Genomic DNA, 22,744 nt, shown 5'->3' with positions numbered 1-22,744 from the left:
GCTGGTTCTTAATCTGGCCCATCCGCATCGAAAGCCCGCAAACTCCACCGATGCCGTGTGTCTGTGCCGGACACGGCAACCTGTGCTGCCGCGTGCCGGCAGTCGGAAAGTCGAGGAATCAAGCAGTGAAGATGAGGAAATTCGCCGTGCTCACGGCGCTGGTCGCGACAACGTTGGGTGCGCTGGCGGGAACGGTTCAAGCCGCTCCGGCCGCCGACGACGGTGTGGTGAACTATCAGGCGAGATCCACCGAGAACGCGGCGATCGTTTCGACCGACGCCGGGTCGATGGATGTCGAGGACGGCGTCTTCAAGATCAAGGCCGCCAACGGAACCACCGTGGCCGGAACCCCGCTGACGTTCCGGGTCGACGATTTCGAGTTCCCGATCGCCGCCGATATCTCCGGTCGCACGGCGACGCTGACCCCGCAGTTCGATCTGCAGCATGCGGTCTACAAGCCGGTCGCGCTCCCGTTCGAGGACAGCGCCCCGTGGAAGACCCCCTACGAGCGTGAGGTCGCCGCCTTCACCCGTCTCAAGGACACCATCGCCACCGGCGCTGCCATCGGCACCGCGGCCGGTGGTATCGGTGGCGCGGTCATCGGCTGCATCGCGGGCGCTGCCCTCGGTGTGGTGGCCACCGGTGCGCTGGCCACCCTGTTCGGCCTCGGCCCGCTCGGCGGCTGTGTCGCCGGTGCCGCCGCTGTCGGGTTCCTCGGTGTGCTGGCCGGCCAGATCTTCGTGACAGCTCCGGTCGCGATCGGCGCCGTGATCCAATACTTCTCCACCATCAACGAGCCCTTCAAGGCCCCGGCCAAATGAAGCGGTTACCGGCCCCACCCCTGAGCCGGTAATTATTTCAGCGGTCGAATTAAAAGGACCTTCGCACTTTCGAGTGCGAAGGTCCTTTTTTAATTTGTGAGATTCGATTTATTTTCCCGCGCCGGGCTATTCGAATCGACCTGGTTATTAACCTCGTCGCTTTTTGGCATTCACCACAAACTGGATAAAGCCGCTCCGGCGGAATGCAATGAGTGATGAGGAAAAAGCAGTGAAGATGAGGAACTTTGCCGTGGTCGCGGCCGCGGTGGCCGCCGCCGTCGGCGTGACCACCGGCACCGTGAATGCCGCGCCCGCCGCGCCCGACGAGGGTGCCGTCAACTACCAGGCATCGACGAACGAGAAGTCGACGATCATATCCACCGACGCCGGTTCGCTGGACGTGGAAAATGGTGTTTTCAAGATCAAGGCAGCCAATGGGACGACCCTGGCCGGAACCGAATTGAAGTTCCGGGTCGACGATTTCGAATTCCCGATCGCCGCCGATATCTCCGGTCGCACCGCCACCCTGACTCCGCAGTTCGATCTGCAGCACGCGGTCTACAAGCCGGTCGCGCTCCCGTTCGAGGACCAGGCGCCGTGGAAGACGCCCTATGACCGGGAAGTGGCGGCCTGGACCCGCCTGACCAGCACCATCACCGCGGGCGCGACCATCGGCACGCTGGTCGGTGGTCTCACCGGCGGAGCGGTGGGCTGCTTGCTCGGCGGCATCGCGGGTGCGACCGTGGCCGCGGCCGCCATCGTCGGCCTGTTCGGCGGCTTCCTGCCGGCCGCCGTGGTCGGTTGCATCGGCGGCATCATCGCGGTTGGTGCGCTGGGCACGCTGGCGGGCCAGCTGCTCGTCACCGCGCCGGTGGCGATTCTGGCGGTCGCCCAGTACTTCACCACCATCAATGCGCCGTTCAACCCTCCGGCTCCGGCCAAGTAGGGGAGAGCGGATCCCGCCGTGCACCTCGGGTCGATCGGCACCGACCCGAGGTGCACGGCTTTGTGGAAGATCCGGTAGCGCACGGTGATTCGGCACCCTCAGCGCGGGATCGCAGTGCCGTCCAGGGCGGCGATCGCGATCGTGGCGGCACGGGCGATCGCCGCGTTGTCGTATTCGGCGTCCGGCCGGTCACGAGTGGACAGAATCGTCAGCACGATCGGCGCGCGTCCCGGAGGCCACGCCACGGCGATATCGTTGCGCGTTCCGTAGTCGCCGGCACCGGTCTTGTCGCCGACCTGCCAGCCCACCGGCACGCCGGCCCGGACCAGCGCGGCACCGGTGGTGTTGGCACGCAGCAGACCGGTGAGCACGTCGCGATCGTCGGCGGCGACCGACGGGTCGAGTACGTAGTGCCGCAGATCGCCGGCCAGCGCACGCGGCGTACTGGTGTCACGCTCGTCGCCGGGTAGGGCCTCGTTCAGCGTGGTCTCGGTGCGGTCCATCCGCGTGGTCGTATCGCCGATGGCGCGCAGCCGCTGCTGCAATCCCTGCGGACCGCCGAGTTCGGCGAACATCAGATTGCCGGCGGTGTTGTCGCTGAACCGCACCGCGGCGTCCATGATCTCCCGCAGAGTCATGCCCTGGTCGACATGCTGTTCGGTGACCGGTGAATTCGGCACCAGATCGGCCCGGGTGTAGGTGACACGACGGTCGAGTTCGGCGGGCGGCAGGGTGCTCAGCAGCGCGCCCGCGGCCAGCGCCTTGAACGTCGAACAATACGGAAACCGCTCGTCCGGCCGGTATTCGACGGCTCGGCCGGTTCCGGTGTCGAGCGCGTAGACGCCCAGCCGGCCGTGCAGCCGAGCCTCCAGATCGCGGAATCCGGCGAGCGACTCGGCGGCGAGCGGAACCGTCGAGGTGGCACCTGCGGCCGATCCGGGTGCGGTCGATACGGGCGCGGCGCTGCGATCGGCACCGCAGGCGCTCAGCGGTATGAGGGTGGCAGCGGCCGCGACCAGCACGGCCGAGCGGGTGAAGCGAGGGGGCGTCATAGGCGTTCCTTGTGGATCTGCGTTCCTGGTGAATCGATGGCGGTGAGCGCTCGCAGCAAGAGTGGCAGCCCTCGCGCATGCTGTCCAAGACACTTGTGGCGGTATCCATGCCGATTCGGCATAGACTGCGCGATCGTGGATATGGTCGCCGCCTGTAGGGCCTTCGTCGCGGTGAGCGGTCTCGGAAGTTTCACCGCGGGGGCCGCCGCCGCGCAGATCCCGCAGTCGGTGGCCAGTCGCCGGATCGCGGCGCTGGAACGGCACTTCGGCGCGCGATTGCTCGAACGAACTTCGCGCACAGCCACATTGACCTCGTTCGGCCGCGATATGTTGCCATCCGCGCGGCGACTGGTCGAGGCGGCCGAGGCCCTGGAGGAGCATGCCGAGCGGGCTCGTCAGCGTCCCTTCCGACTGGCGCTGCCCGCCACTTGCGGACCGGTGCCGCTGGCCGGGCTGGTCGCCGAATGCCGCCGCGCGCGGCTTCGGCTGGAACCGGAGCCCGCCGATCCCGGCCGGCGCGCGGAACTCACCCGCACGCACGAGGTGCGCGCCGCGATTCTGGCCGTCCCGGCCGATCGCGGCATCTGGCGCGTGCCGTTGGGCCTGGCCGACGCCACGGGCCCGCACAGCACGCCGATCTACCTGGAAACCCTTCGAGTACTGCGCCTTTCGGAACAGCAGGGCCGGCGCAGCGTGTGGATACAGCCCGAGGACGATGTGCCGCACATCCGCGATCGGATCATCCGGCTGCGCGATGCGCTCGGCCTGCGCCCCGCCCAGGTGGTGGTCGCGCGGTCACTGGTCACCGCGGTCGCCGAGGTGCTCGACGGCACCGATCTGCTGTTGTGCTCGCCCGCCCAGGCCACCGAGCTCGGCCTGCACTGGCGGCCGATCGGGGAGCTGGAGCTTGCCAGGGGCTACGACATCGCGGCGGCATCACGCGAGGACGCGGACCGGATCCGCGCACTGGGCCCCGAACCGATCGGCCGCTGTCTCGGTGTGCCGGACGACGTCGACGCACGCGACGAGGGGAGCTGACATGGGTGTCTCGACCGCACTGCGCCGCGCGCGCACGGAACTGCGCGACGCGGGACTCGACGGTTCCATCCTGGTGCGCGATCTCGACACCGGTGACGAGCTGGGCCTGGACGCCGACCTCGAATTGCCGATCGCCTCGCTGGTGAAGGTGCCGCTCGTGCTGGCGACGATGGAACGGGTGCTGCGCGGCGAGATCGACCCGGCGGCCCCGATCCGGGTACAGCCCGGCCGCAGTACGGTGGCGGGCCCGACCGGGTTGAGCAGATTTCGCCATCCGGCCACGGTCGCGGTCGAGGATCTGATGTATCTGAGCATCGCGATCAGCGACGGTGGCGCGACCGACGCCCTGTTCGAGCTGACTCCGCCCGACGCGGTGACCGCCGAATTGCGCCGCCTGGGCCACGAGGGCATCGCGGTCCGGCATCTGGCCGACGATCTGGTGCGGACCCCGGCCGAGCAGTTCGCCCCCGCGGACGGTCACCTCGCCCACGCCCTGGCCATCGAGGCCGGGACGGCCGGGCGCGGGCATCCGGTCACGCAACTCGACATCAGCCATGCCAACACCGGCACCGCGCGGGCGTTCGTCGATCTGCTCGCCGAATTGTGGCGGCCGGTGCGGGCCCACCACGACGCCGCCGCGAGAGTGCGAGAGTTTCTGTCGGGCAATCTGTTACGTCAACGACTCGCCCCGGACTTCAGCTCCGACGCCACCCGGTGGTCGTCCAAGACGGGCACCCTGCTGAATCTGCGGCACGAGGCGGGCGTAGCCGAACACGCCGACGGGCAGACCCTGGCCGTAACCGTGCTGACCCGATCGCGGGTGCCCGCCGTGGTGCAACCCGGCGCGGAGGCCGCGATGGCGACCGCGGCGCGGATCCTGCACGACGAACTGCGGATGCGGCCGTCGTCGAGGACGGCAGCGTGTGACGGATAGTTATGTTCCCGCTGCGTGTAACGGGTGAGCGAATCGCGCCGCCGGGTCATCGTCGGGTATGGCCTCCACAGCACCGCAGCAGATCTCCGATCGCGACCTCGACGACATCTTCGGCCCCGTTTTCGACCGCATCGCCGCCGGGGCGGTGGCGCGCGAGATCGATCGTCGACTGGCCTACGAGGAGGTCGACTGGCTGCGCCGAGCCGGATTCGGCGCGTTGCGGGTGCCGGCCGAATACGGTGGCTTCGGCGTCAGCGTGCGCCAGCTGTTCCGGCTGCTGATCGACCTCGCCGCCGCGGAATCCAATCTGCCGCAAGCACTTCGGGTGCATTTCTCCTTCGTCGAGGATCAGCTGCTGGCCGAGCCCGGTCCCGCGCGTGAACACTGGCTGCGCGCGGCCGGATCCGGTGCCCTGGTGGGCAATGCCATCACCGAGCCGGGCATCGGAGCGGTCGACCGCTACCGCACCCGGCTGACCCGCGGCTCCGGCGGCGACTGGCTGCTCAACGGCACCAAGTACTACAGCACCGGCTCGCTGTACGCGGACTACATCCTCGCCGCGGCCGATCGTGACGGGGAGCGGGTATCGGTGCTGGTCGACGCGAACGCCGACGGGGTGCGACAGAGCGACGACTGGGACGGCTTCGGACAGCGGCTGACCGCCAGTGGCACAACGGAATTCAACGATGTGCGGATCACCGAAGAGCGGGTGCTCGGCCCGGGGTACGGCGCGCCCGGCCGCACCTACGCCACCTCGTACCTGCAGCTGGTGCAGTTGGCGGTGCTGGCCGGCATCGCCCAGCGGGCCGAATCCGATGTGCGGGCGTGGGTTGCCGACCGCACGCGCAGCTACACCCATTCGGCGGCCGATCTGCCGCGCCACGATCCGCTGGTCCAGCAGGTGATCGGGAAGCTGTCGGCGGCGGCCTTCGGGGCGCGCGCGAGCGTGCTGGCCGTGGCCGAGCTGCTGGACGAGGTGCTGGCGGCGGGCGCCCAGGACGACGCGGCGCTGGACGCGGTCGAATTGGCCTCGGCTCAGGCGCAACTCGGTGTGATCGACACCGTGCTGACCGCCACCACCCAGCTGTTCGAGGTCGGCGGTGCCTCGATCACCTCCGAAGATCTGCGACTGGACCGGCATTGGCGCAATGCACGCACCATCTCGGTGCACAATCCCGCCGTGCAGAAGGCGCGGGCGATCGGCGATCACCTGCTCAACGGAACCGAACTCCCGTACGCGTGGAGCGCGGGCAGCCGCGAGAGCCAGGTGCGGTCATGACCCGGCGGATCCGTTTCAACGCCTTCGATATGAACTGTGTGGCGCACCAGTCCCCGGGACTGTGGCGCCACCCCGAGGACCAGTCGCATCGCTACAAGGAGCTGAGCTACTGGACGGAATTGGCGAAGCTGCTGGAACGCGGCCGCTTCGACGGGATCTTCATCGCCGACGTACTGGGCATCTACGACGTCTACGGTGGCAACGACATCGCCGCGCTGCGTCAGGGCGCGCAGGTGCCGGTCGCCGATCCGCTGCTGCTGGTCTCGGCGATGGCGGCGGTGACCGAACACCTGGGCTTCGGCATCACCACCGGCACCGGATTCGAGCATCCCTTCCCGTTCGCCCGGCGGCTCTCGACGCTGGACCATCTGACCAACGGCCGTTTGGGCTGGAATGTGGTGACCGGATATCTGCCCTCGGCCGCCGCCAATATGGGTGAGTCCGAACATCTCGACCACGACGAGCGCTACAACCACGCCGACGAATACCTCGAGGTGCTGTACAAGCTCTGGGAAGGTTCCTGGGAGGACGACGCGGTCGTGCGCGACCGGGCGCAGGGCATCTACGTCGATCCGGCGAAGGTGCATCACATCGGCCACGCCGGCAAGCACTTCACGGTGCCGGGTATTCACCTGTCCGAGCCCTCGCCGCAGCGCACCCCGGTGATCTATCAGGCCGGCGCCTCACCGCGTGGGGTGGCCTTCGCCGCCGAGAACGCGGAGGCGATCTTCGTCGCCGCACCCTCGAAACGCGTTCTGGGACAGACGGTCACCCGCATTCGCGACGCACTGGAGGCGGCCGGGCGCGACCGCTACGCGGCGCGCATCTACGCGCTCGCCACCATCATCACCGACGCCACCGACGAAGCGGCACAACGCAAATACGACGAATACCGCTCGTATGCCAGCGTCGAGGGCGGTCTGGTGTTCATGTCCGGCTGGATGGGTATCGACCTGTCGCGCTACGACCTCGACGACCCGATCGGCGAGGTGAACAGCAATGCGATCCTGTCCGCCGTCGCCGCGTTCCAGGAATTCGACGACGACGGCCGGGAATGGACCGTGCGGGATATCGCGGCCTGGGCCGGCATCGGCGGGATGGGACCCGTATTCGTCGGATCGGGGACGTCGGTGGCCGATCGGCTCCAGGAATGGGTCGACGAGACCGATATCGACGGCTACAACCTGGCCTACGCGATCACTCCGGGCACCTTCGAAGATATTGTGCGGCACGTGATTCCGGTGCTGACCGAGCGCGGCGCCTATCCGAGTGAGTACGTCCCGGGCACCCTGCGCAACGCGCTGTTCGGCGCGGGCGACCGGCTGCCGGACGACCATCGCGGCGCGCGCTACCGGCTCGGCGGACCGGGTTCGACGGCGCTGCCGGACGAGCAGGTGCGACCGCAGGCGGGCGTCACCGCGACCTGACCGATCGGCGGTGCGCGACATCGATTCCCGGTGATCGCAACTGTCAACGAAAGCCGCTGGCAAGCGCACTATTTCGTTATGACGAACCAGAATTCGAAACGCACCGCCGCCATCGTCGGCGCCGGCATCGCCGGTGTCACCGCCGCTCTCGGACTGCAGCAGGCCGGGTTCGACGTCACGATCTACAGTGATCGCGATCAACGCGGTCTTCGTGACGACATCCCCGCCACCGGAACCGCGCTCATCTTCGGTGAGGCTCAGGCCGCCGAAACCGCCCTCGGACTCGACACCTATGTGAATCGGGCCCCGCAGCACACCGGACTCAGTGTGCGGATCGCGGGTCCGGGGCCGGAACGGCCCGAATTGATCGGATTCGACGGCGATTTCGACGGTTTCGTCGGTGTCGCGGTCGACACCCGGCTCAAGGTCGACGAGCGACTGACCGCATTCGTCGAGGCCGGTGGCCGCTTCGTGGTCGAGAAGGTGTCCCCGGAGAGCCTGGACGGCATCGCCGCGGCGCACGATCTGGTGCTGGTCGCTACCGGTAAGGCCGGTTTGGCGGAGCTGTTCCCGATCGACACCGACCGCACCGTCTACGACGCGCCGCAGCGCAGCCTGCTCACCGTCACGGTGACCGGATTGGGGTACGAGCCGGACGTTTTCGCGCACCGCAGTACCTCCGGCGGGCAGCACAGCGGATTCTCCATCTTCGCCGAGCAGGGTGAGGCGTGGTGGGGTCCGTATCTGCACAAGGACGCCGGGCCGAGCTGGGCCTTCCTCGGCTGGGCGCGCCCGGGCAGCGAATGGGAGAGCCGGTTCGCCGCCGCCGATTCCGCCGAGTCGGCGCATCGCATCGTGACCGAGCTCTACCGGGACTACATCGACTGGGATCTGCCGGAAGTGCTGGCTACCAAGGTGATCGCCGAGGATCCGCACTCCTGGCTCAAGGGTGCGGTTCGGCCGGTGGTTCGTCACGGTGTCGGCCGCACGGCGGGCGGGCACGCCGTGGCGGCGCTCGGTGACACCGCGGTCGCCTACGACCCGATCGCCGGACAGGGCGCGCAGAGCGGCCTCATTCAGGCGCAGCGGCTCGTCGCGGCCGCCTCCGCGCACGAGGGGCCCTTCGACGCCGAGTGGATCGAGGAGCAGTACAACGCGTTCCTGCTGGCCCGCTCCGACGCCGCCGCCAAGGTGACCCGCCTGTTCCTCGGCGATCCGGAATTGGCCGAGATCGGCAACCGGTTCTTCGCCGCCGCGGCCGTCGACCCGCGCGTCGCCTCGGTACTGGTGAGCACGCTGCACAAGCCGCAGCCGCTGCTGCAGATCAACTCCCTCGCCGACGCCGACGCGCTGCTCGAGCAGATCACGGGTGAGGGCGCCGACGAGTTGGTGGCCCGGTTCCAGCCCGCGGGCCGATTCGAACGTTCCGGATACGGCTCGGCGGTCGCGTCGGCATAACGGCGTTCCCCCGGCTCGGATGAGTGCCGCTGATCCGATCCTGAGGATTCAAACCCTCGTCCCCGCCGGTCAGCGGTGTTGAAGTGGAGGTGCGCCGGGTGCACGGTTGCCGCACTCGGCGCACCGGCCACGGAGTGCGTAACGAACAGCCCGGCCGTCGGCGCGACCGGGTGCGGATGTCCCAATCACAGGAGTGTCGATGACCACCGAGAAGATCGCCGCGCAGACTCAGTTCGCGTACTGGGTGCCCAACGTCAGCGGCGGGCTGGTGACCAGCACGATCGACCAGCGCACCAGCTGGGATTTCGAGTACAACAAGAAGCTGGCGCGTACCGCCGAGAACAACGGCTTCGACTACGCGCTGTCCCAGGTGCGCTACACCGCCTCCTACGGTGCGGAATATCAGCACGAGTCGACGTCGTTCAGTCTCGCGCTGCTGGGCGCCACCGAGCGGCTGAAGGTCATCGCGGCCGTGCACCCGGGGCTGTGGCATCCGGCGGTGCTGGCGAAATTCGGGGTCACCGCCGACCATCTGTCCGGCGGGCGCTTCGCGATCAATGTCGTATCCGGTTGGTTCGGCGGGGAGTTCACCGCGCTCGGGGAGCCGTGGCTCGAGCACGATGAGCGGTACCGGCGCAGTGCCGAATTCCTCGAGGTCGTGCGCAAGTTGTGGACCGAGGACGAGGTGAACTTCGCCGGGGACTTCTACCGGATTCGCGACCTGACGCTGAAGCCCAAGCCGCTCAACACCCCGGAGCGGCCGAATCCCGAACTCTTCCAGGGCGGGAACTCGACGGCCGCGCGGCGCAACGGTGGCCGCTACGCCGACTGGTACTTCTCCAACGGTAAGGATTTCGACGGCGTCACCGAACAGATCGAGGATGTGCGCGCGGTCGCGCGCGAGCACAACCGGGAGGTCAAGTTCGGCCTGAACGGATTCATCATCGCTCGCGATACCGAGGCCGAGGCCCGCGACACCCTGCGCGAGATCATCGAGAAGGCCAACCGGCCCGCCGTGGAGGGTTTCCGCGACGCGGTGCAGCAGGCGGGCGCGTCCACGCGGGACGGCAAGGGTATGTGGGCCGATTCCACCTACGAGGATCTGGTGCAGTACAACGACGGCTTCCGCACGCAGCTGATCGGCACGCCCGAGCAGATCGCCGAGCGGATCGTCGCCTATCGCGATCTCGGCGTCGACCTCATCCTCGGCGGCTTCCTGCACTTCCAGGAGGAGATCGAATACTTCGGCGCCAAGGTGCTGCCGCTGGTCCGGGAGTTGGAGGCCCAGCGCGAACCCGAATTGGCGGCGAGTCGATGACTGCCGTCGCCGCCGCGCGGATCACCTCCGCCGCCCAGGCTCACGAGACGGCGGCACGCCTGGCCGCGCAGTTCGCGGTCGACGCGGCCCGGCGTGACAGCGCCCGCGAATTGCCGCACCGGGAACTGGATCAGCTGTCGGCCAGTGGGCTGCTGGCCGTCACCGTGCCGGCCGAATTCGGTGGTGCAGACCTGGCGCCCGCACAGGTGGCGGAGGTGTTCCGGCTGCTGGCGGCGGCGGATCCGAATATCGCGCAGATTCCGCACAGTCATTTCGTCTATCTGAATCTGTTGCGGCTGGCGGGAACTCGCGCCCAGCGGGAACGCTATTTCGGGCGAGTGCTCGCCGGTGCGCGCATCGCGAACGCGCAGTCGGAGCGCACCAGCGCGACCATCGCCGACATCGGCACCACCGTGCGTCCCGTTGATGGCGAATTCGTTGATGGCGAATTCCGGATCGACGGCACCAAATTCTATTGTACGGGTTCACTTTTCGCGGATCTGCTGGCGGTGCTGACCCGTCTGGACGATCCGGACGGGCGCAGTGGTCTCGATCCCGGCGAGTACATCGCCTTCCTGCCCGCCGACACCGCCGGCGTGACGATCGTCGACGACTGGAACGGCATCGGCCAGCGCACGACGGGCAGCGGGACCGTGACATTCGATGCGGTGCGAGTGTCCGCTGACCAGCTGATTCCGCGGGCGGCGGCGGTGCGCGCCCCCACCGGTTACGGCGCCTTCGCGCAGTTGCTGCACGTCGCGATCGATGTGGGCATCGCCCGCGGCGCCCTGGACGCGGCCACGGACTTCGTGCGCACCGAGAGCCGACCGTGGTTCGAGGCCGGGGTCGATCGGGCGAGTGAGGATCCGCTGGTGATCCAGCGCATCGGTGAGCTGGCGGTTACCGTGGCCGCCGCCGAGGCGACTTTCGAGGTGGCGGGCCGGACGGTGGATCGCGTTGTCGCGCAGACGAACAGCGGCGACCTCGACGCCGAGACGGCCGCCGCGCTCGCGGCGGAGGCGTCGATCGCGGTCGCCACCGCCAAGATCACCTCGGACCGGGCCGCCAACGAGGTGTCCGCCGCACTGTTCGAGGTGAGCGGAACCCGCAGTGCCGCAGCCGATCTCGATCTGGACCGGTTCTGGCGTAACGCCCGCACCCATACGCTGCACGATCCGGTGCGGTGGAAGTACCAGCACATCGGGCGAGCGGTGCTCAACGGCACCCCACCCCCGTTGCACGGCGTCGTCTGATTCGACGACCGCGAGGAAGCCGAGAAGTGGGTAACCATGTCTGATCTGATCGAAATACCCGCCGACAGTACGGGTTTGCGTCGCGCTTTCGCGCATTTTCCGAGCGGTGTGGTCGCGGTCTGCGCGGAATTCGACGACGTGCCGGCCGGTTTGGTGGTGAGTACCTTCGTGCCCGTATCCCTGGATCCGCCGCTGGTGTCCTTCTGCGTGCAGAACAGCTCGACCACCTGGCCCAAGCTGGTCGGCGCCCAGCGCTTGGGTCTGAGCCTGCTCAGCGCCCACCAGGACGAGGCGGCGCAGCGGATGAGCAGCCGCCACGGTGACCGCTTCGGCGATGTCGACCTGCATCGCGGAGAGGGCGGTTCGATCTTCGTCGGTGGCGCGGCGGCCTGGTTGGAGGGCACCGTGCACACTCAGGTGTCGGCCGGCGACCATCAGGTCGTCCTGGTCCAGATCACTCGCCTGGCGACGCGCTCCCAGCACGAACCGCTGGTCTTCCACGGCAGCCGGTTCCGTCGCCTGCATCCCGGCGCCGATCCGGCCTCAGCCGAGGTCGCGTAACCCGTCCGATCCCGGCCGCGAGGGCCGGAAACAGAGCCGCCGCCGCGGTCCGGGATCGGGAGCGGTGTGATCGAGCACCGAAGAGGCGAGCCCGCGCGCTCGCATTCCCGCCCGGTCCATGTCCTGGCTCAGCGCGTCCAGATGAATCAGGGTGTGCCGCAGCAGAATCGGGCCGATATCGGCAGGTTCGACGCACGCGTCGTGATAGGCCCTCACCGCACGGGGATCCTCGGTGAGTGCGGCGATGCCGCCCAGTCGTACCCGTTGCGTCAATCCGGTCCAGATCCGCTCGTCCTCCGCGTTGCGCAGATCCCGCCAGCCCCCGCGGTAGTCCAGGTCGCGGATGATCGCGTCGGCCGGTTTGCCGGTCCGGGTCTCACCGACGACCGCCCAGAGCGCCAGCAGCCAGCTCAGGGCCCAGAGAACGGTATCGGGCTCGCTGCGGTACAGCGTGTGCAGATCCGACCACGCCTCGTACTGGGTGAGCAGATTGGCCCAGTCGAAGACCAGAGACTCGACCTCGCGTAGTAGCGGAGCGGGCAGGTCGTCGTCCGAGGGCCGCGCGATCTCGACCGCGCGCCCGGACACCGGATCGCGCAGTTCGACCATATCGGTCTCGCCTGTGGCGACCCATCTATACGGTTCCCCGGCCATCCTTCGGATTGAGCCACGAATTCGGCGGGGGTGCAAGCAAAAACGCCTGAGAATTCGCCGAAACCGGTGTCGCGGCGCGGCGCGGTCCGCCCCGCGACACCGGCCCGGATCAGGGCTGGCCGCTGACGACCGCGTTGACGGCGTCCAGGAACGGCTGGCCGCCCATCGCGTATCCACCCGCGATGGCGCCGACCACCATGCCGATCGGCCCGGTGATGATGCTGAAGAAGCCCATCCCGAGTACGGCGCCGATCAGACCGCCGAGCACGCCACCGGCCACCAGGCCGACGACGTTCTGATTGATTTCGTTGGTGAGCCGCGCCATCGAATTGATCGGCTGCATCTCGCCGATTTCGGTGGCGGTGGCCTTGGGCTCGAGCACGACCTTGTGCCCGTCGTCGCTGATGTGTTGCGCGACATGAACCGTGCTGCCGGCCATCCGGTACGTCAGCGGCACCGTGACGAGGTCGGTGCCGTTGTCGGACTTGAGGGCGATGGCGGTCGCATCCTTGTCGACCTCGAATCGCCCGTGCTCGACGACAGTGGTCAGGACTCGCGAAAAGTCGCTGAGCACAGCGTGGTAGGTGACTCCGCGGTCGGTTCCGGAGGTGGTGATCTCCTTGGCGGCGGCCGGTGGTGCGGCCGGGGGACTGGCGTTCACGGTTCCCGCGGTGATCCCGACCGTGGCCACCGCCAGGATCGAGGTTGCGGCGAACGTGCCGAACTTCATTCAGGATTCCTTCTCACGAGACTTCCGGCCGAACGGCCCGGACGGAAGCTGACAATAACGCGTCGAGCGCTTTTTGCCAGACTCGGGAATTGCGAAACCCTCACGGCGGCAATGTTGCACGATTGTGATCGTCGGGAATTAGTGAAAAAGAAAGATTTCTATTTTCCGACCTCGAGCTCGCGCCGTTGCCTCGACGTGAACGCGCGGATCGTGTAAGCATTTGCGAGGTCTGCAAATCCGCAAGTGTTCTTCGATCATCGTTCGGGGTGGTTCGAAGTGTTACCGCTCTGGAGGACGAGTACGTGTCGCGCCGACGTGTTCAAGCCGGTGTCACCCTGACGGGTTTCGTGATTGCCGCTGCGCTGTCGGCGGCATGTCTGATCGCCGCCGCGCTGTCGTTCACCGCCGGGCATCATTCGGACGAAACCCGTGCCGCGGCAGCGGTATCACCGACCACCACCCTCGCGCCCGTGGCCGCCGAGGCGCCGGTCCAGCCGACCGGTACCAGCGTCACCTCCTCGGCACCGGACGAGCCGCTGGTCCTGAACAAGGGCGCCGATCAGAAGCATCAGGGTGAGACGGTGGCCGTCGGCGATTGTGTGGCGGCGGTCGTCGCCGCGCCCGACGCCGGCGCTCCCGTCCAGAAAACCGCCTGTGCGAGTACCGATTCGCGCTACAAGATCACCGCCAAGGCCGTCGCGGGCGCGCACTGCCCGGCGGACGCGGACCGCGCGGTGGCCGAGACGCTACCGGGTGGCGCCACCGACACGCTCTGCCTCGACTTCAACTGGGTCACCGGCAGTTGTATGAATATCGCCGACGGCAGCCCCACTCCCGTCGACTGCGCCACCGCCGCCCCCGGCCGGGTGCGCGTGGTGGAGATCAAGAACGGCACCACCGACGTCAACAGCTGCTCCGACGGTGACCGCGGATTCGTCTACAACGAAAGGCGTTTCGTGGTCTGCGTGACGCACTACTGAGTGCCGCGCGCCGGCGCCGGCAGCAGTTTCGCGAACTCGCGGTTGGCGATTCGCGCCACCACCTCGTACGGCCACGCGAACTTGCGGGCGAACCAGTACCCGATGCGGATATCGGGCGAGGTGTGCACCAGGAAGCGATTGTGCCGGACACCGGCGATGATCCGGTCGGCCACCTTTTCCGGCGTGACCGCATGCCCCTCGAACAGTTTCACCATCCGCCGCACCCGCGGATCGTCGCGGTCCACACCGACGATCTGCACGGTGCCCACCAGCGGCGTGCGCACCGCCCCCGGCACCACCAGGCTCACGCCGATGTCGTGGCGCTCCAAGTCGAATCGCAGCACCTCCGACACTCCGCGCAGCCCGAATTTCGCGGCGCTGTAGGCGGCGTGCCACGGCAGTGCGAGCAGTCCGGCGGCCGAGGAGACGTTGACCAGGTGCCCCCCGCGCCCCGCCGCCACCATCGGCGGCACGAAGTTCTCGATGATGTGGATCGGGCCCATCAGATTCACATCGACCATCGACCTCCAATGCCGGTGCTCGAGGTTCTCGACCGTGCCCCAGGTGGCGATGCCCGCGATATTCATGACCACGTCGAGGCTGCCGTATTCGTCGTGCACGCGCTTCGCCCACGTCGTCACCGCCTCGTAGTCGGAGACATCGAGCACCTGCACGTCGAGCACCTCACCCCCACCCGTACGGATCCGGGCGGCCGTCTCGGCCAGTCCGTCGGCATCGATATCGGTCAGCACCAGCCGCATCCCCGCCGCCGCGGCAGCGGCCGCCGTCGCCCGGCCGATCCCGCTGGCCGCCCCGGTGATCAGGCACTTCCTGCCGGTCAGATCTTTCATCGTGGTCTCCCCTTATTTACGAACACTGTTGTTCACAATAGAGGTTTTTCCTCGCCGCACTAGGCACCCTAGGGGGTGTCTCGACCACCTCGTTCGCAAGTCGGTATGCAAGGGGGCACCACGACAATCACCACGGAGACCAACGGCTGAGTCGCTACCGCGCAGAGCGGCCCCCGCACCCGAACGAGGTTGCGGGTCCGCTTTCGGTCCGCCTCATGGCAACCGGCCGGCTCTCAGTTCGGTGTCGGCGCCCAATCTGCCGGGAAGGCGCGATAGGTGCCCAGGGGCAATCGGGCGTCGTAGACCATGTCGCCCGTCGGGCCGAATTCCGAGATGTGCGGTGCCATACCCCAGCCCACCAGGGTGTTGCCGTTGGGCAGGGGCTGGGCGTCGCCCATGGCGAAGGCGGTCAGGCCGTCGGGGTGGGTTTGATTGCGTACCAACGTGGCTCGGTGGTTGTCGAGGTCCAGGTGGATCCACTGCACACTCGACACACCCAGCGTTTGGAAGCCGCTGGAGTTGTTGTTGAACAGGCGCAGGGTGCTGGGGTCGGCGAATTCCGCATCGTGCTGGAAGGCGAATGCGACGCCGGGGCCGAGGTCGAAGGTCGAATGCAATCCGCCGAGTTGCCAGTTGATCGCACCGGTGTGGATGTCCACGTCGTAGACGGTGGAGGTGTCGCGCATCGAGATCACCAGGTTGCCGTCGGGGTCCAGCGCGATCGAATTCATGTGATAGGGGTCGTAGGTATCGCTGCCGGGAAGTTTGCCGGGTGTGGTGGTGTCGGTGAGCGGGACGTGCTCGGCGGCGCTCCAGCGCAACAACACTCGCTTGGATGCCACATCGACCACCGTGGCGACGGTGTCGTACATCGTGCCGTTCTTCGGACCGCCGATCGCGGACAGGTCGGCGGCCACCTCCTGGTACGACGTGATCAGCGCCCGGCCGTCGGGAGTCAGGCGGAATTCGTGCACATCGCTGGGAGTCCCTCCGGCGTCGAGGGTTTCGATGACGTTGCCGTGTTCGTCGGCGATGTAGTCGGCGCCCGAACCGTGCCCGCCGACGGTCCCGCCCTGCCACCACGTCAGCACCCGCTTGCCCTGATAGGTCTGGGTGCGGAAATTGGAGACGTCCTGCCCGGCGGGCGGGGTGTAGCGCCAGACCTCGTGCCCGGCCTTGTCCACGACGATATTCGCCGGCGCGGTCGCCGGAACGGCCGACAACGCCTTACCGGCCCCCGGAACCAGGGCCGCCGCACTGACACCGTTGCTGTAGTAGACGTAGCCGGGCGCGGCGGCCGGGGTATTCACATCCACGGTGTATTCGGGCGCGCCGATCGGGAAAGTCGGCAGCGGCGCCGCGCTCGCGGTGAACGCCGTCGACGCCGCGCCGACTCCGACCGAAGTCGCGACCAACGTCGCGGCGGCGCGCCGAAGATTCCTCGCGATCCGGGTCATCAGTGTTCCTTTGCTGAATCGACCGACAGTTGCGCAGAGCGTAGACCCGATTTCTGTGGAGGTGATGAAGGCGGCCCCGTACTCCCTCAGGCCGCCTCGAGAGTGCGTCGGGCGTAGGCGCGGACGTCGGCGTCGGTGTCGGCGAGGACGACCTGGAGGGCGGCTCGGACGGCCGCGTGGTCGGGCCAGTGGGACAGTGTCAGGACGGAGGCCTTGCGGACGTCCGGGTGGGGGTCGGTCAGGGCCGATTCCAGGGCGGCGGCCGCGGATTCGGGGTCCAGGCCGGCCCAGCCGCGGGCGCCGCCCTCGCGGACCTGCCAGGCCGAATCCTTCAGCGCCGCAGCCAGAATCGTCGCATCCGAGGAATCGCCGAGTCGGGCCAGCGCGGCCAGGGCTGCGGCGCGGACGAGCGGATCACGGTCACCGACCAGGGCGCGGACGGTGTCGGCACCGCCGGCGCCGACCTCGGCGAGTCCCCGAGCGACAGCCACCCGGACCTCACGGTTCTCGTCGAATGCCGCCGCGGTGAGTGCGGACCAGTCGTCGAGGGAGACCAGCGCGCGCACCCCTTCGATGCGCACGCGGTGATCGCTGTCCACCACGGCCTTGCCGAACAGATCCGCCGAGCCGCGGCGCTGTGCGCGCAGCAGGTCCACCACCGCGGCTCGCACGAGCGGATCGGGTGATTCGGCGTGTGCGGTCAATTGTTCTACGGGCGGGAGGATTTCGATCAGCTCACGCAGGCCGGAGACGGCGGCCGCGCGCACTGCGGCGTCGTCGTCCCCGAGTGCGGTGATCAGGGTGTCGGCGAATCCGTCGGGAGTGCCCTCGGTCAGCACCGACAGGGCCGTGGCTCGCACCCGCGGGTCGGTGTCGTGGAGGTAGTCCCGGAGTTCGGCCACCGTCGGGCCGTCCAGGCTGAGCAGAATCGCGATCCGGGGTGCGGCGGAGTCGTCCGATGGGGCCGGGACCGTGATGCCGGGCCGAGGTGCGGCACCGGTGGCCGCGCCTGCCGTCCGGGGCGGGCCGGCGATCAGTTCCGGCTGCGCCACCGCGACCGGCTCGAGGTCGGCGCGCGGCAGATCCTCCCATTCCGGCACCGGGACGAAATAGGGCGCGACCGGACGCTTCAGGAATTCCATCTCGCCGTCGGCGCCCTTGCGCAGGTTCAGGTGGTAGCGCCAGTCCTCGTCGTTGCGTTCGGGCAGGTCGGCGCGGTCGTGGTAGAGACCCCAGCGCGATTCGGTGCGAGTGAGTGAGGAGCGCGCCGCCATCTCGGCGCAGTCGCGGATGAAATCGACCTCGGCGCAGCGCATGAGTTGGTGCGGGGTGTCCGCGCCCATCTCGGCGATCTCCTGCCGCATCCGCTCGAAGGTCTCCACCGCCAGCGACAGTTTGGTCTGCGTCTTCGGCGGAGCCACGTAGTCGTTGACGAAACGACGCAACTTGTATTCGACCTGCTGCTGCGGCGGGCCGTCGGGATGGCGCAGCGGACGATAGATCAGTTCGTGCGCTGCGGCCAGCTGATCGGCGGGAAGCGATTGCGGCGCGGCGACTTCCGTGAGCGTCGAAGAAGCGTGCTCGCCCGCCAGGTCCCCGTAGACGAACGCCCCGATCATGTAATTGTGCGGCACGCACGCCAGATCGCCCGCCGCGTACAGTCCCGGCACCGTGGTGCGCGCATGTTCGTCCACCCACACGCCCGACGCGGAATGCCCACTGCACAAACCGATTTCGGAGATGTGCATCTCGATGTCGTGGGTACGGTAGTCGTGGCCGCGGTTGGCGTGGAAGGTGCCCCGGGTCGGCCGCTCGGTGGTGTGCAGGATGCCCTCGAGCGCGTCGAGCGTCTCTTCGGGCAGATGCGAGACCTTCAGATAGATGGGCCCCCGCGCGGACTCGATCTCCCGCTTCACCTCGGCCATCATCTGCCCGGACCAGTAGTCCGAGTCGACGAACCGCTCACCGGCGGCGTTCACCTGATATCCGCCGAACGGGTTCGCGACATACGCGCAGGCCGGTCCGTTGTAGTCCTTGATCAGCGGATTGATCTGGAAGCATTCGATGCCGGACAGTTCCGCACCGGCGTGATAGGCCATCGCGTACCCGTCACCGGCATTGGTCGGATTCTCGTACGTGCCGTACAGATATCCCGACGCCGGCAGACCCAGGCGCCCGCACGGGCCCGTCGCCAGGATCACCGCCTTCGCGCCGACCGCCACGAACTCCCCGGTCCGGGTGTTCAGCGCGGCCGCACCGACCGCGCGTCCGTTGTCGGTGAGGACCCGCACCGGCATGAGACGGTTCTCGATCCGGATCCGTTCCCGCATCTTGCGTTGCCGCAGGACGCGGTAGAGCGCCTTCTTGACGTCCTTGCCCTCCGGCATCGGCAGCACGTAGGAGCCCGAGCGGTGCACGCGGCGCACCGCGTACTCGCCGTAGGCGTCCTTCTCGAATTTCACACCGTAGCGTTCCAGCCGCTGCACCATGGCGAAGCCGCGGGTCGCGGTCTGATACACCGTGCGCTGGTTGACGATTCCGTCGTTCGCGCGGGTGATTTCGGCGACGTAGTCCTCCGGCTCCGCCTTACCCGGGATGACGGCGTTGTTCACACCGTCCATGCCCATGGCCAGCGCACCGGAGTGACGCACATGCGCCTTCTCCAGCAGCAGAACGTTCGCGCCGTTCTCCGCGGCGGTGAGCGCGGCCATGGTGCCGGCGGTTCCGCCGCCGATCACCAGCACATCGCAGTCCAGCCGCACGGTGTCGGACAGCTCGGGAATCTTCATCAGCACACTCCACAGAGATGAATAGTCGGGGCGACATACGCGCCGGTGCCGGGCGCCGCCGTGGCCGGGTCGCCGAGGGGTGCCGCGTTCGGGCGGTGGGCTCAGGCGGCGGCCGGCTGCGACGAATGATCGAGGGCGGCAAGGATTTCGGCGCGCTCGGCACTGCGGTCGACTTCTTTGACGCGCGGACTCGGCACCGTCAGCAGCGATCGCAGTGCCCGGTCGGTACCGCCGAGGACCGCGACCCGGTCGCCGAGGGTCAATGCCTCGTCCACATCGTGGGTGACGAACACGACCGTGGTCGGATGTGTCTGCCAGGTCTGGATCAGCAAGCGCTGCATGGTGATCCGAGTGGGCGTGTCCAGGGCGCCGAACGGTTCGTCCATCAGCACCGCTCGCGGCGCGCCCGCCAGACCGCGGGCGAGTTGGACACGCTGGCGCATACCGCCCGACAGGCTCTTGGGCAGGTAGTCGCCGAAGCCGGTGAGCCCGACCTCCTCGATCCAGCGCTCGGCCTGCGCCGCGCGACCGGCCCGCGGTACGCCGCGCAACTTCAACGCCAGGTCGATATTGGAACGTACTGTGCGCCAGGGCAACAGCGCGTTGTCCTGGAATACCATCGCCCGATCGCGCGAGGGGCCGGTGATCTCGTCACCGTCCGCGAGCGCCCGCCCGGAGCGGGGCGGCAGCAGTCCGGCCAGTGCGCGCAGCACCGTGGACTTCCCACATCCCGACGGCCCGGTCAGCACCAGGATCTCGCCCGCGCGGATATCGAGTGTCAGCTCGTCCAGCACGGGAGCGCCACCGTAGCGCAGTTCGACCTTGTCGAGCCGCAGACTCATTGCGGTGCCGGTCATTTCGATACCTCCTGCGCCCGCGGCAGCCAGCGAGTGGCGCGCCGTCCCAACAGTTCGATGGCCGCCGAGGTGGCGAAACCGAGCACGCCGATGGTGATGATGCCGACGAACACACCGGGATAGTCGACGATCGTGTACGCCTGCCAGGTGCGATAGCCGACGCCGAGCCGCCCGGAGATCATCTCGGCCGAGACCACACAGATCCAGGCCACGCCGATCCCGACCGACAGGCCGCTGAACACGCCCGGCAGGCTACCGGGCAGCACCACCCGCACCAGGACGTCCCAGCGGCTGCCGCCCAGCGTGCGCACCGATTCCTCCCAGATGGTCGGCAGGGCCCGCACCGCGTGCCGCGTGCTCACCATGATCGGGAAATAGGCGGCGAGGAAGGTGATGAAGACGATGCCGGCCTCGTCGGTGGGGAACAGCAAAATCGCCACCGGCACGATCGCAATCGCCGGAATCGGCCGGGCCAGCTCGGTCAGCGGTCCGAAGACATCGGCGAACCAGCGGGAACGTCCCAGCGCCACGCCGGTCGCGACGCCGATCACCGCGGCCAGGCCGAACCCGCTGAGAATGCGGATCAACGACTGCCCGAGGTCCAGCCAATAGGTGTCGGTCTGCAACTGCAGCCGCAGGGTGTGCACGATCTGGGTAACCGTCGGCAGCGTATCGAAGCGCACCCACAGCCGAATGTGGTTGGCGGTCAACAACTGCCAGGCGACGAGCGCGACGACGATCGAGGCCACCCGCACCAGCCGCGACGTCCACAGCCGCGCCGGGGGCATACCCGCGCCGGCGCCGCGTTCTGCGACGGCGGCGGGAGCGGCGGTGGCCGGCACCGGCGCGTCGACGGGCAGGGTGGTGGCGCTCATGACCGCACCTCACCGATGGCCTGGTCGTAACTCACCGCGACGGCACCGGGATGGCGGGCCTGATACCGCTGCACCGCACTGGGAGTGATGAACGGCAGATACGTATCGCCCTCGCGCACCCACTGCGCCTTGTCCGCGAACCAGCGGGTGCCGAGTTCCGCATCCGGCACGTACGCCGCGCGGATCTTCTTCCCTTGGGCCCGAGCGGCTTTCACCGCACGCAGCAGATCGGTCGGGCTTCCCGCCGGCTGGGCGGTGGACTGGCCGTCGAACCAGATCTCGCCCGCGAGGGCCGGATCGGAGACCGGTTTGCCGGTACTCGGGTCGGTGCCGGTGATCGGAGCCGGATTGGCGAAGTTCGCCACGGCCGCATCGTAGTTCGCGCCGCGCTCGGCGAAGACCTTGCGCAGCGGAGCATCGTCGACGAACTTGTCGATGTCGAAATCGGCGAAGTCACCGATCGACTTCAGATACGGAACGTCACCCTTGAACGCCTGGACGAGCTGCGGCTTCAGGGGAGTGTCGAATGAGGTTCCCCCGGGTCCGTTGTAGAGGTAGACGACCTCCGCCGGCAGTCCGGAGTTGTCAGCGACCAGCTGCGCGGCTTCGAGCGGTTTCGCGTGCAGGAAATCGGTGGCGTCAAGTTGCGCCTGCAGGAATGCATCGAGCACCTCGGGATGGGATTTCGAATAATCACGACGTGCCACCACTCCGTGGAACGTCGGCACGTTCAATTCGGCACCATCGTAGAGCAGCTTCGCCTTGTCCTGGAAAACGAGCAGGCCGGGCCATGCCACGAATTGCGAAAGTGCCTGCACCTGACCGGATTCCAGTGCGGAGGCGCCGATCTGCGGTTGCTGATTCAGCACGTCCACACCGTGGGCCGGATCGATGTTCGCGCGGCTCAGCGCCTGGCGCAGCGTGCCGTCACCGGCGGAGCCGACGCTCGCGGACACCTTCTTGCCGGCAAGATCCGACAGTGTCGTCGCCGTCGAATTCGGCGCGGTGACAACCATGTTCAGGGATCCGCGCGGCTGGTAACCGGTGATCGAGACCAGTTCGGTGGCCGAACGCTCACTGGCCGAGGTCCGGGAACCGTTGATCAGCAACGGATAATCGCCCATCGAACCGATATCGATCTTCTCCGCGACCATCTGTGCGGTGATCGGCGCCCCGGTGTCGTAGTCCTGCCATTCGACCTGATATTTCGGCCCGCCCTTCGCGGTCAGGTCGTTCAGGCGCTTCTCCAGGAAACCCTTGGCGCGCAGCAGAGTTCCGGCGGTGACGGTATTGATGGTTTTGGACTGGTAGCCGACGACCACCCGGACGGTGTCCCCGGATCCGGTCTGCTCGAGCGAGCATCCGGCGGCCAGGGTGGCGATCAGGGCAGCGGCCAGTATGCGGGCACGACGGTACTTCATGGTATTTCCTCGAAATCGGGCCGAGGCCGGCCACTGAAAGGTT

Annotated in this window: 20 protein-coding genes; 11 read left to right on the top strand and 9 right to left on the bottom strand. The window is 67.9% G+C overall.

The annotated features are described in order from the left end of the window. Positions 1–125 precede the first annotated feature (125 nt). Both NK1_RS02705 and NK1_RS02700 read left to right on the top strand, forming a co-directional pair. Positions 126–821, top strand: coding sequence for a DUF8020 domain-containing protein (locus NK1_RS02705; protein WP_063006962.1), 696 nt, complete (start codon positions 126–128; stop codon positions 819–821). 229 nt (positions 822–1,050) lie between these two features. Beyond that, complete coding sequence (locus NK1_RS02700) at positions 1,051–1,767, top strand: DUF8020 domain-containing protein (protein WP_063006961.1); 717 nt, start codon at positions 1,051–1,053, stop codon at positions 1,765–1,767. 98 nt (positions 1,768–1,865) lie between these two features. On the opposite strand, the gene bla is transcribed toward NK1_RS02700, so the two are convergent. Then, positions 1,866–2,819 (bottom strand): class A beta-lactamase, encoded by a 954-nt coding sequence (bla, locus tag NK1_RS02695; protein WP_063006960.1) that lies wholly within the window; start codon positions 2,817–2,819, stop codon positions 1,866–1,868. Positions 2,820–2,960: 141 nt separating this feature from the next. Here bla and NK1_RS02690 point away from each other — a divergent pair, with 141 nt between their 5' ends. From NK1_RS02690 to NK1_RS02655, 8 genes are all read left to right on the top strand, one after another. Beyond that, entirely contained in the window at positions 2,961–3,857 is an 897-nt protein-coding gene (locus NK1_RS02690; RefSeq protein WP_245660323.1) for a LysR family transcriptional regulator, read from the top strand. A 1-nt stretch (position 3,858) separates the two neighbouring features. After that, positions 3,859–4,791 (top strand): serine hydrolase, encoded by a 933-nt coding sequence (locus NK1_RS02685; protein WP_063006958.1) that lies wholly within the window; start codon positions 3,859–3,861, stop codon positions 4,789–4,791. Between the two features lie 58 nt (positions 4,792–4,849). Further along, entirely contained in the window at positions 4,850–6,070 is a 1,221-nt protein-coding gene (locus NK1_RS02680) for an acyl-CoA dehydrogenase family protein (RefSeq protein WP_063006957.1), read from the top strand. Further along, entirely contained in the window at positions 6,067–7,497 is a 1,431-nt protein-coding gene (locus NK1_RS02675; protein ID WP_063007059.1) for an LLM class flavin-dependent oxidoreductase, read from the top strand. The genes NK1_RS02680 and NK1_RS02675 overlap by 4 nt, the downstream gene beginning before the upstream one ends. 78 nt (positions 7,498–7,575) lie before the next feature. Further along, the gene (locus NK1_RS02670; protein WP_063006956.1) at positions 7,576–8,955 is read left to right on the top strand and encodes a styrene monooxygenase/indole monooxygenase family protein; all 1,380 of its coding nucleotides are present in this window, start codon (positions 7,576–7,578) and stop codon (positions 8,953–8,955) included. A 199-nt stretch (positions 8,956–9,154) separates the two neighbouring features. Further along, positions 9,155–10,273, top strand: a complete 1,119-nt coding sequence (gene sfnG / locus NK1_RS02665; protein ID WP_063007058.1) for a dimethylsulfone monooxygenase SfnG — start codon at positions 9,155–9,157, stop codon at positions 10,271–10,273. After that, positions 10,270–11,526, top strand: a complete 1,257-nt coding sequence (locus tag NK1_RS02660) for an SfnB family sulfur acquisition oxidoreductase (RefSeq protein WP_063006955.1) — start codon at positions 10,270–10,272, stop codon at positions 11,524–11,526. Before sfnG ends, NK1_RS02660 begins: the two co-directional genes overlap by 4 nt. A gap of 36 nt (positions 11,527–11,562) precedes the next feature. Continuing rightward, positions 11,563–12,087 carry a flavin reductase family protein gene (locus NK1_RS02655; RefSeq protein ID WP_063006954.1) on the top strand — a complete coding sequence of 175 codons (525 nt, stop codon included), beginning with the start codon at positions 11,563–11,565 and terminating at the stop codon, positions 12,085–12,087. On the opposite strand, the gene NK1_RS02650 is transcribed toward NK1_RS02655, so the two are convergent. After that, entirely contained in the window at positions 12,070–12,741 is a 672-nt protein-coding gene (locus NK1_RS02650) for a hypothetical protein (protein WP_157104042.1), read from the bottom strand. The genes NK1_RS02655 and NK1_RS02650 overlap by 18 nt on opposite strands. A 109-nt stretch (positions 12,742–12,850) precedes the next feature. Then, positions 12,851–13,471, bottom strand: a complete 621-nt coding sequence (locus NK1_RS02645; protein WP_063006952.1) for a DUF8020 domain-containing protein — start codon at positions 13,469–13,471, stop codon at positions 12,851–12,853. A 266-nt stretch (positions 13,472–13,737) separates the two neighbouring features. Here NK1_RS02645 and lppU point away from each other — a divergent pair, with 266 nt between their 5' ends. Further along, positions 13,738–14,451, top strand: coding sequence for an LppU family putative lipoprotein (lppU, locus tag NK1_RS02640; protein WP_157104041.1), 714 nt, complete (start codon positions 13,738–13,740; stop codon positions 14,449–14,451). Here lppU and NK1_RS02635 read toward each other — a convergent pair. From NK1_RS02635 to NK1_RS02610, 6 genes are all read right to left on the bottom strand, one after another. Continuing rightward, complete coding sequence (locus tag NK1_RS02635; RefSeq protein ID WP_063006950.1) at positions 14,445–15,302, bottom strand: SDR family oxidoreductase; 858 nt, start codon at positions 15,300–15,302, stop codon at positions 14,445–14,447. The genes lppU and NK1_RS02635 overlap by 7 nt on opposite strands. A 233-nt stretch (positions 15,303–15,535) precedes the next feature. After that, a complete protein-coding gene (locus tag NK1_RS02630; protein ID WP_063006949.1) occupies positions 15,536–16,759 on the bottom strand; it encodes an arylsulfotransferase family protein in 1,224 nt (407 codons plus the stop codon). Positions 16,760–16,845: 86 nt separating this feature from the next. After that, complete coding sequence (locus NK1_RS02625) at positions 16,846–19,548, bottom strand: fumarate reductase/succinate dehydrogenase flavoprotein subunit (protein WP_063007057.1); 2,703 nt, start codon at positions 19,546–19,548, stop codon at positions 16,846–16,848. A 101-nt stretch (positions 19,549–19,649) separates the two neighbouring features. Further along, positions 19,650–20,405 carry an ABC transporter ATP-binding protein gene (locus NK1_RS02620; RefSeq protein ID WP_063006948.1) on the bottom strand — a complete coding sequence of 252 codons (756 nt, stop codon included), beginning with the start codon at positions 20,403–20,405 and terminating at the stop codon, positions 19,650–19,652. After that, positions 20,402–21,280, bottom strand: coding sequence for an ABC transporter permease (locus NK1_RS02615; protein WP_157104040.1), 879 nt, complete (start codon positions 21,278–21,280; stop codon positions 20,402–20,404). Before NK1_RS02615 ends, NK1_RS02620 begins: the two co-directional genes overlap by 4 nt. Beyond that, positions 21,277–22,701 (bottom strand): ABC transporter substrate-binding protein, encoded by a 1,425-nt coding sequence (locus NK1_RS02610; protein ID WP_063006947.1) that lies wholly within the window; start codon positions 22,699–22,701, stop codon positions 21,277–21,279. Before NK1_RS02610 ends, NK1_RS02615 begins: the two co-directional genes overlap by 4 nt. Between the last annotated feature and the right edge of the window lie 43 nt (positions 22,702–22,744).

It is taken from the genome of Nocardia kruczakiae NBRC 101016 (genome assembly GCF_001612965.1).
Classification (GTDB): domain Bacteria; phylum Actinomycetota; class Actinomycetes; order Mycobacteriales; family Mycobacteriaceae; genus Nocardia; species Nocardia kruczakiae.
The sequence above is the reverse complement of the archived record's forward strand: the minus strand, read 5'-3'. Positions and strand labels throughout refer to the sequence as shown.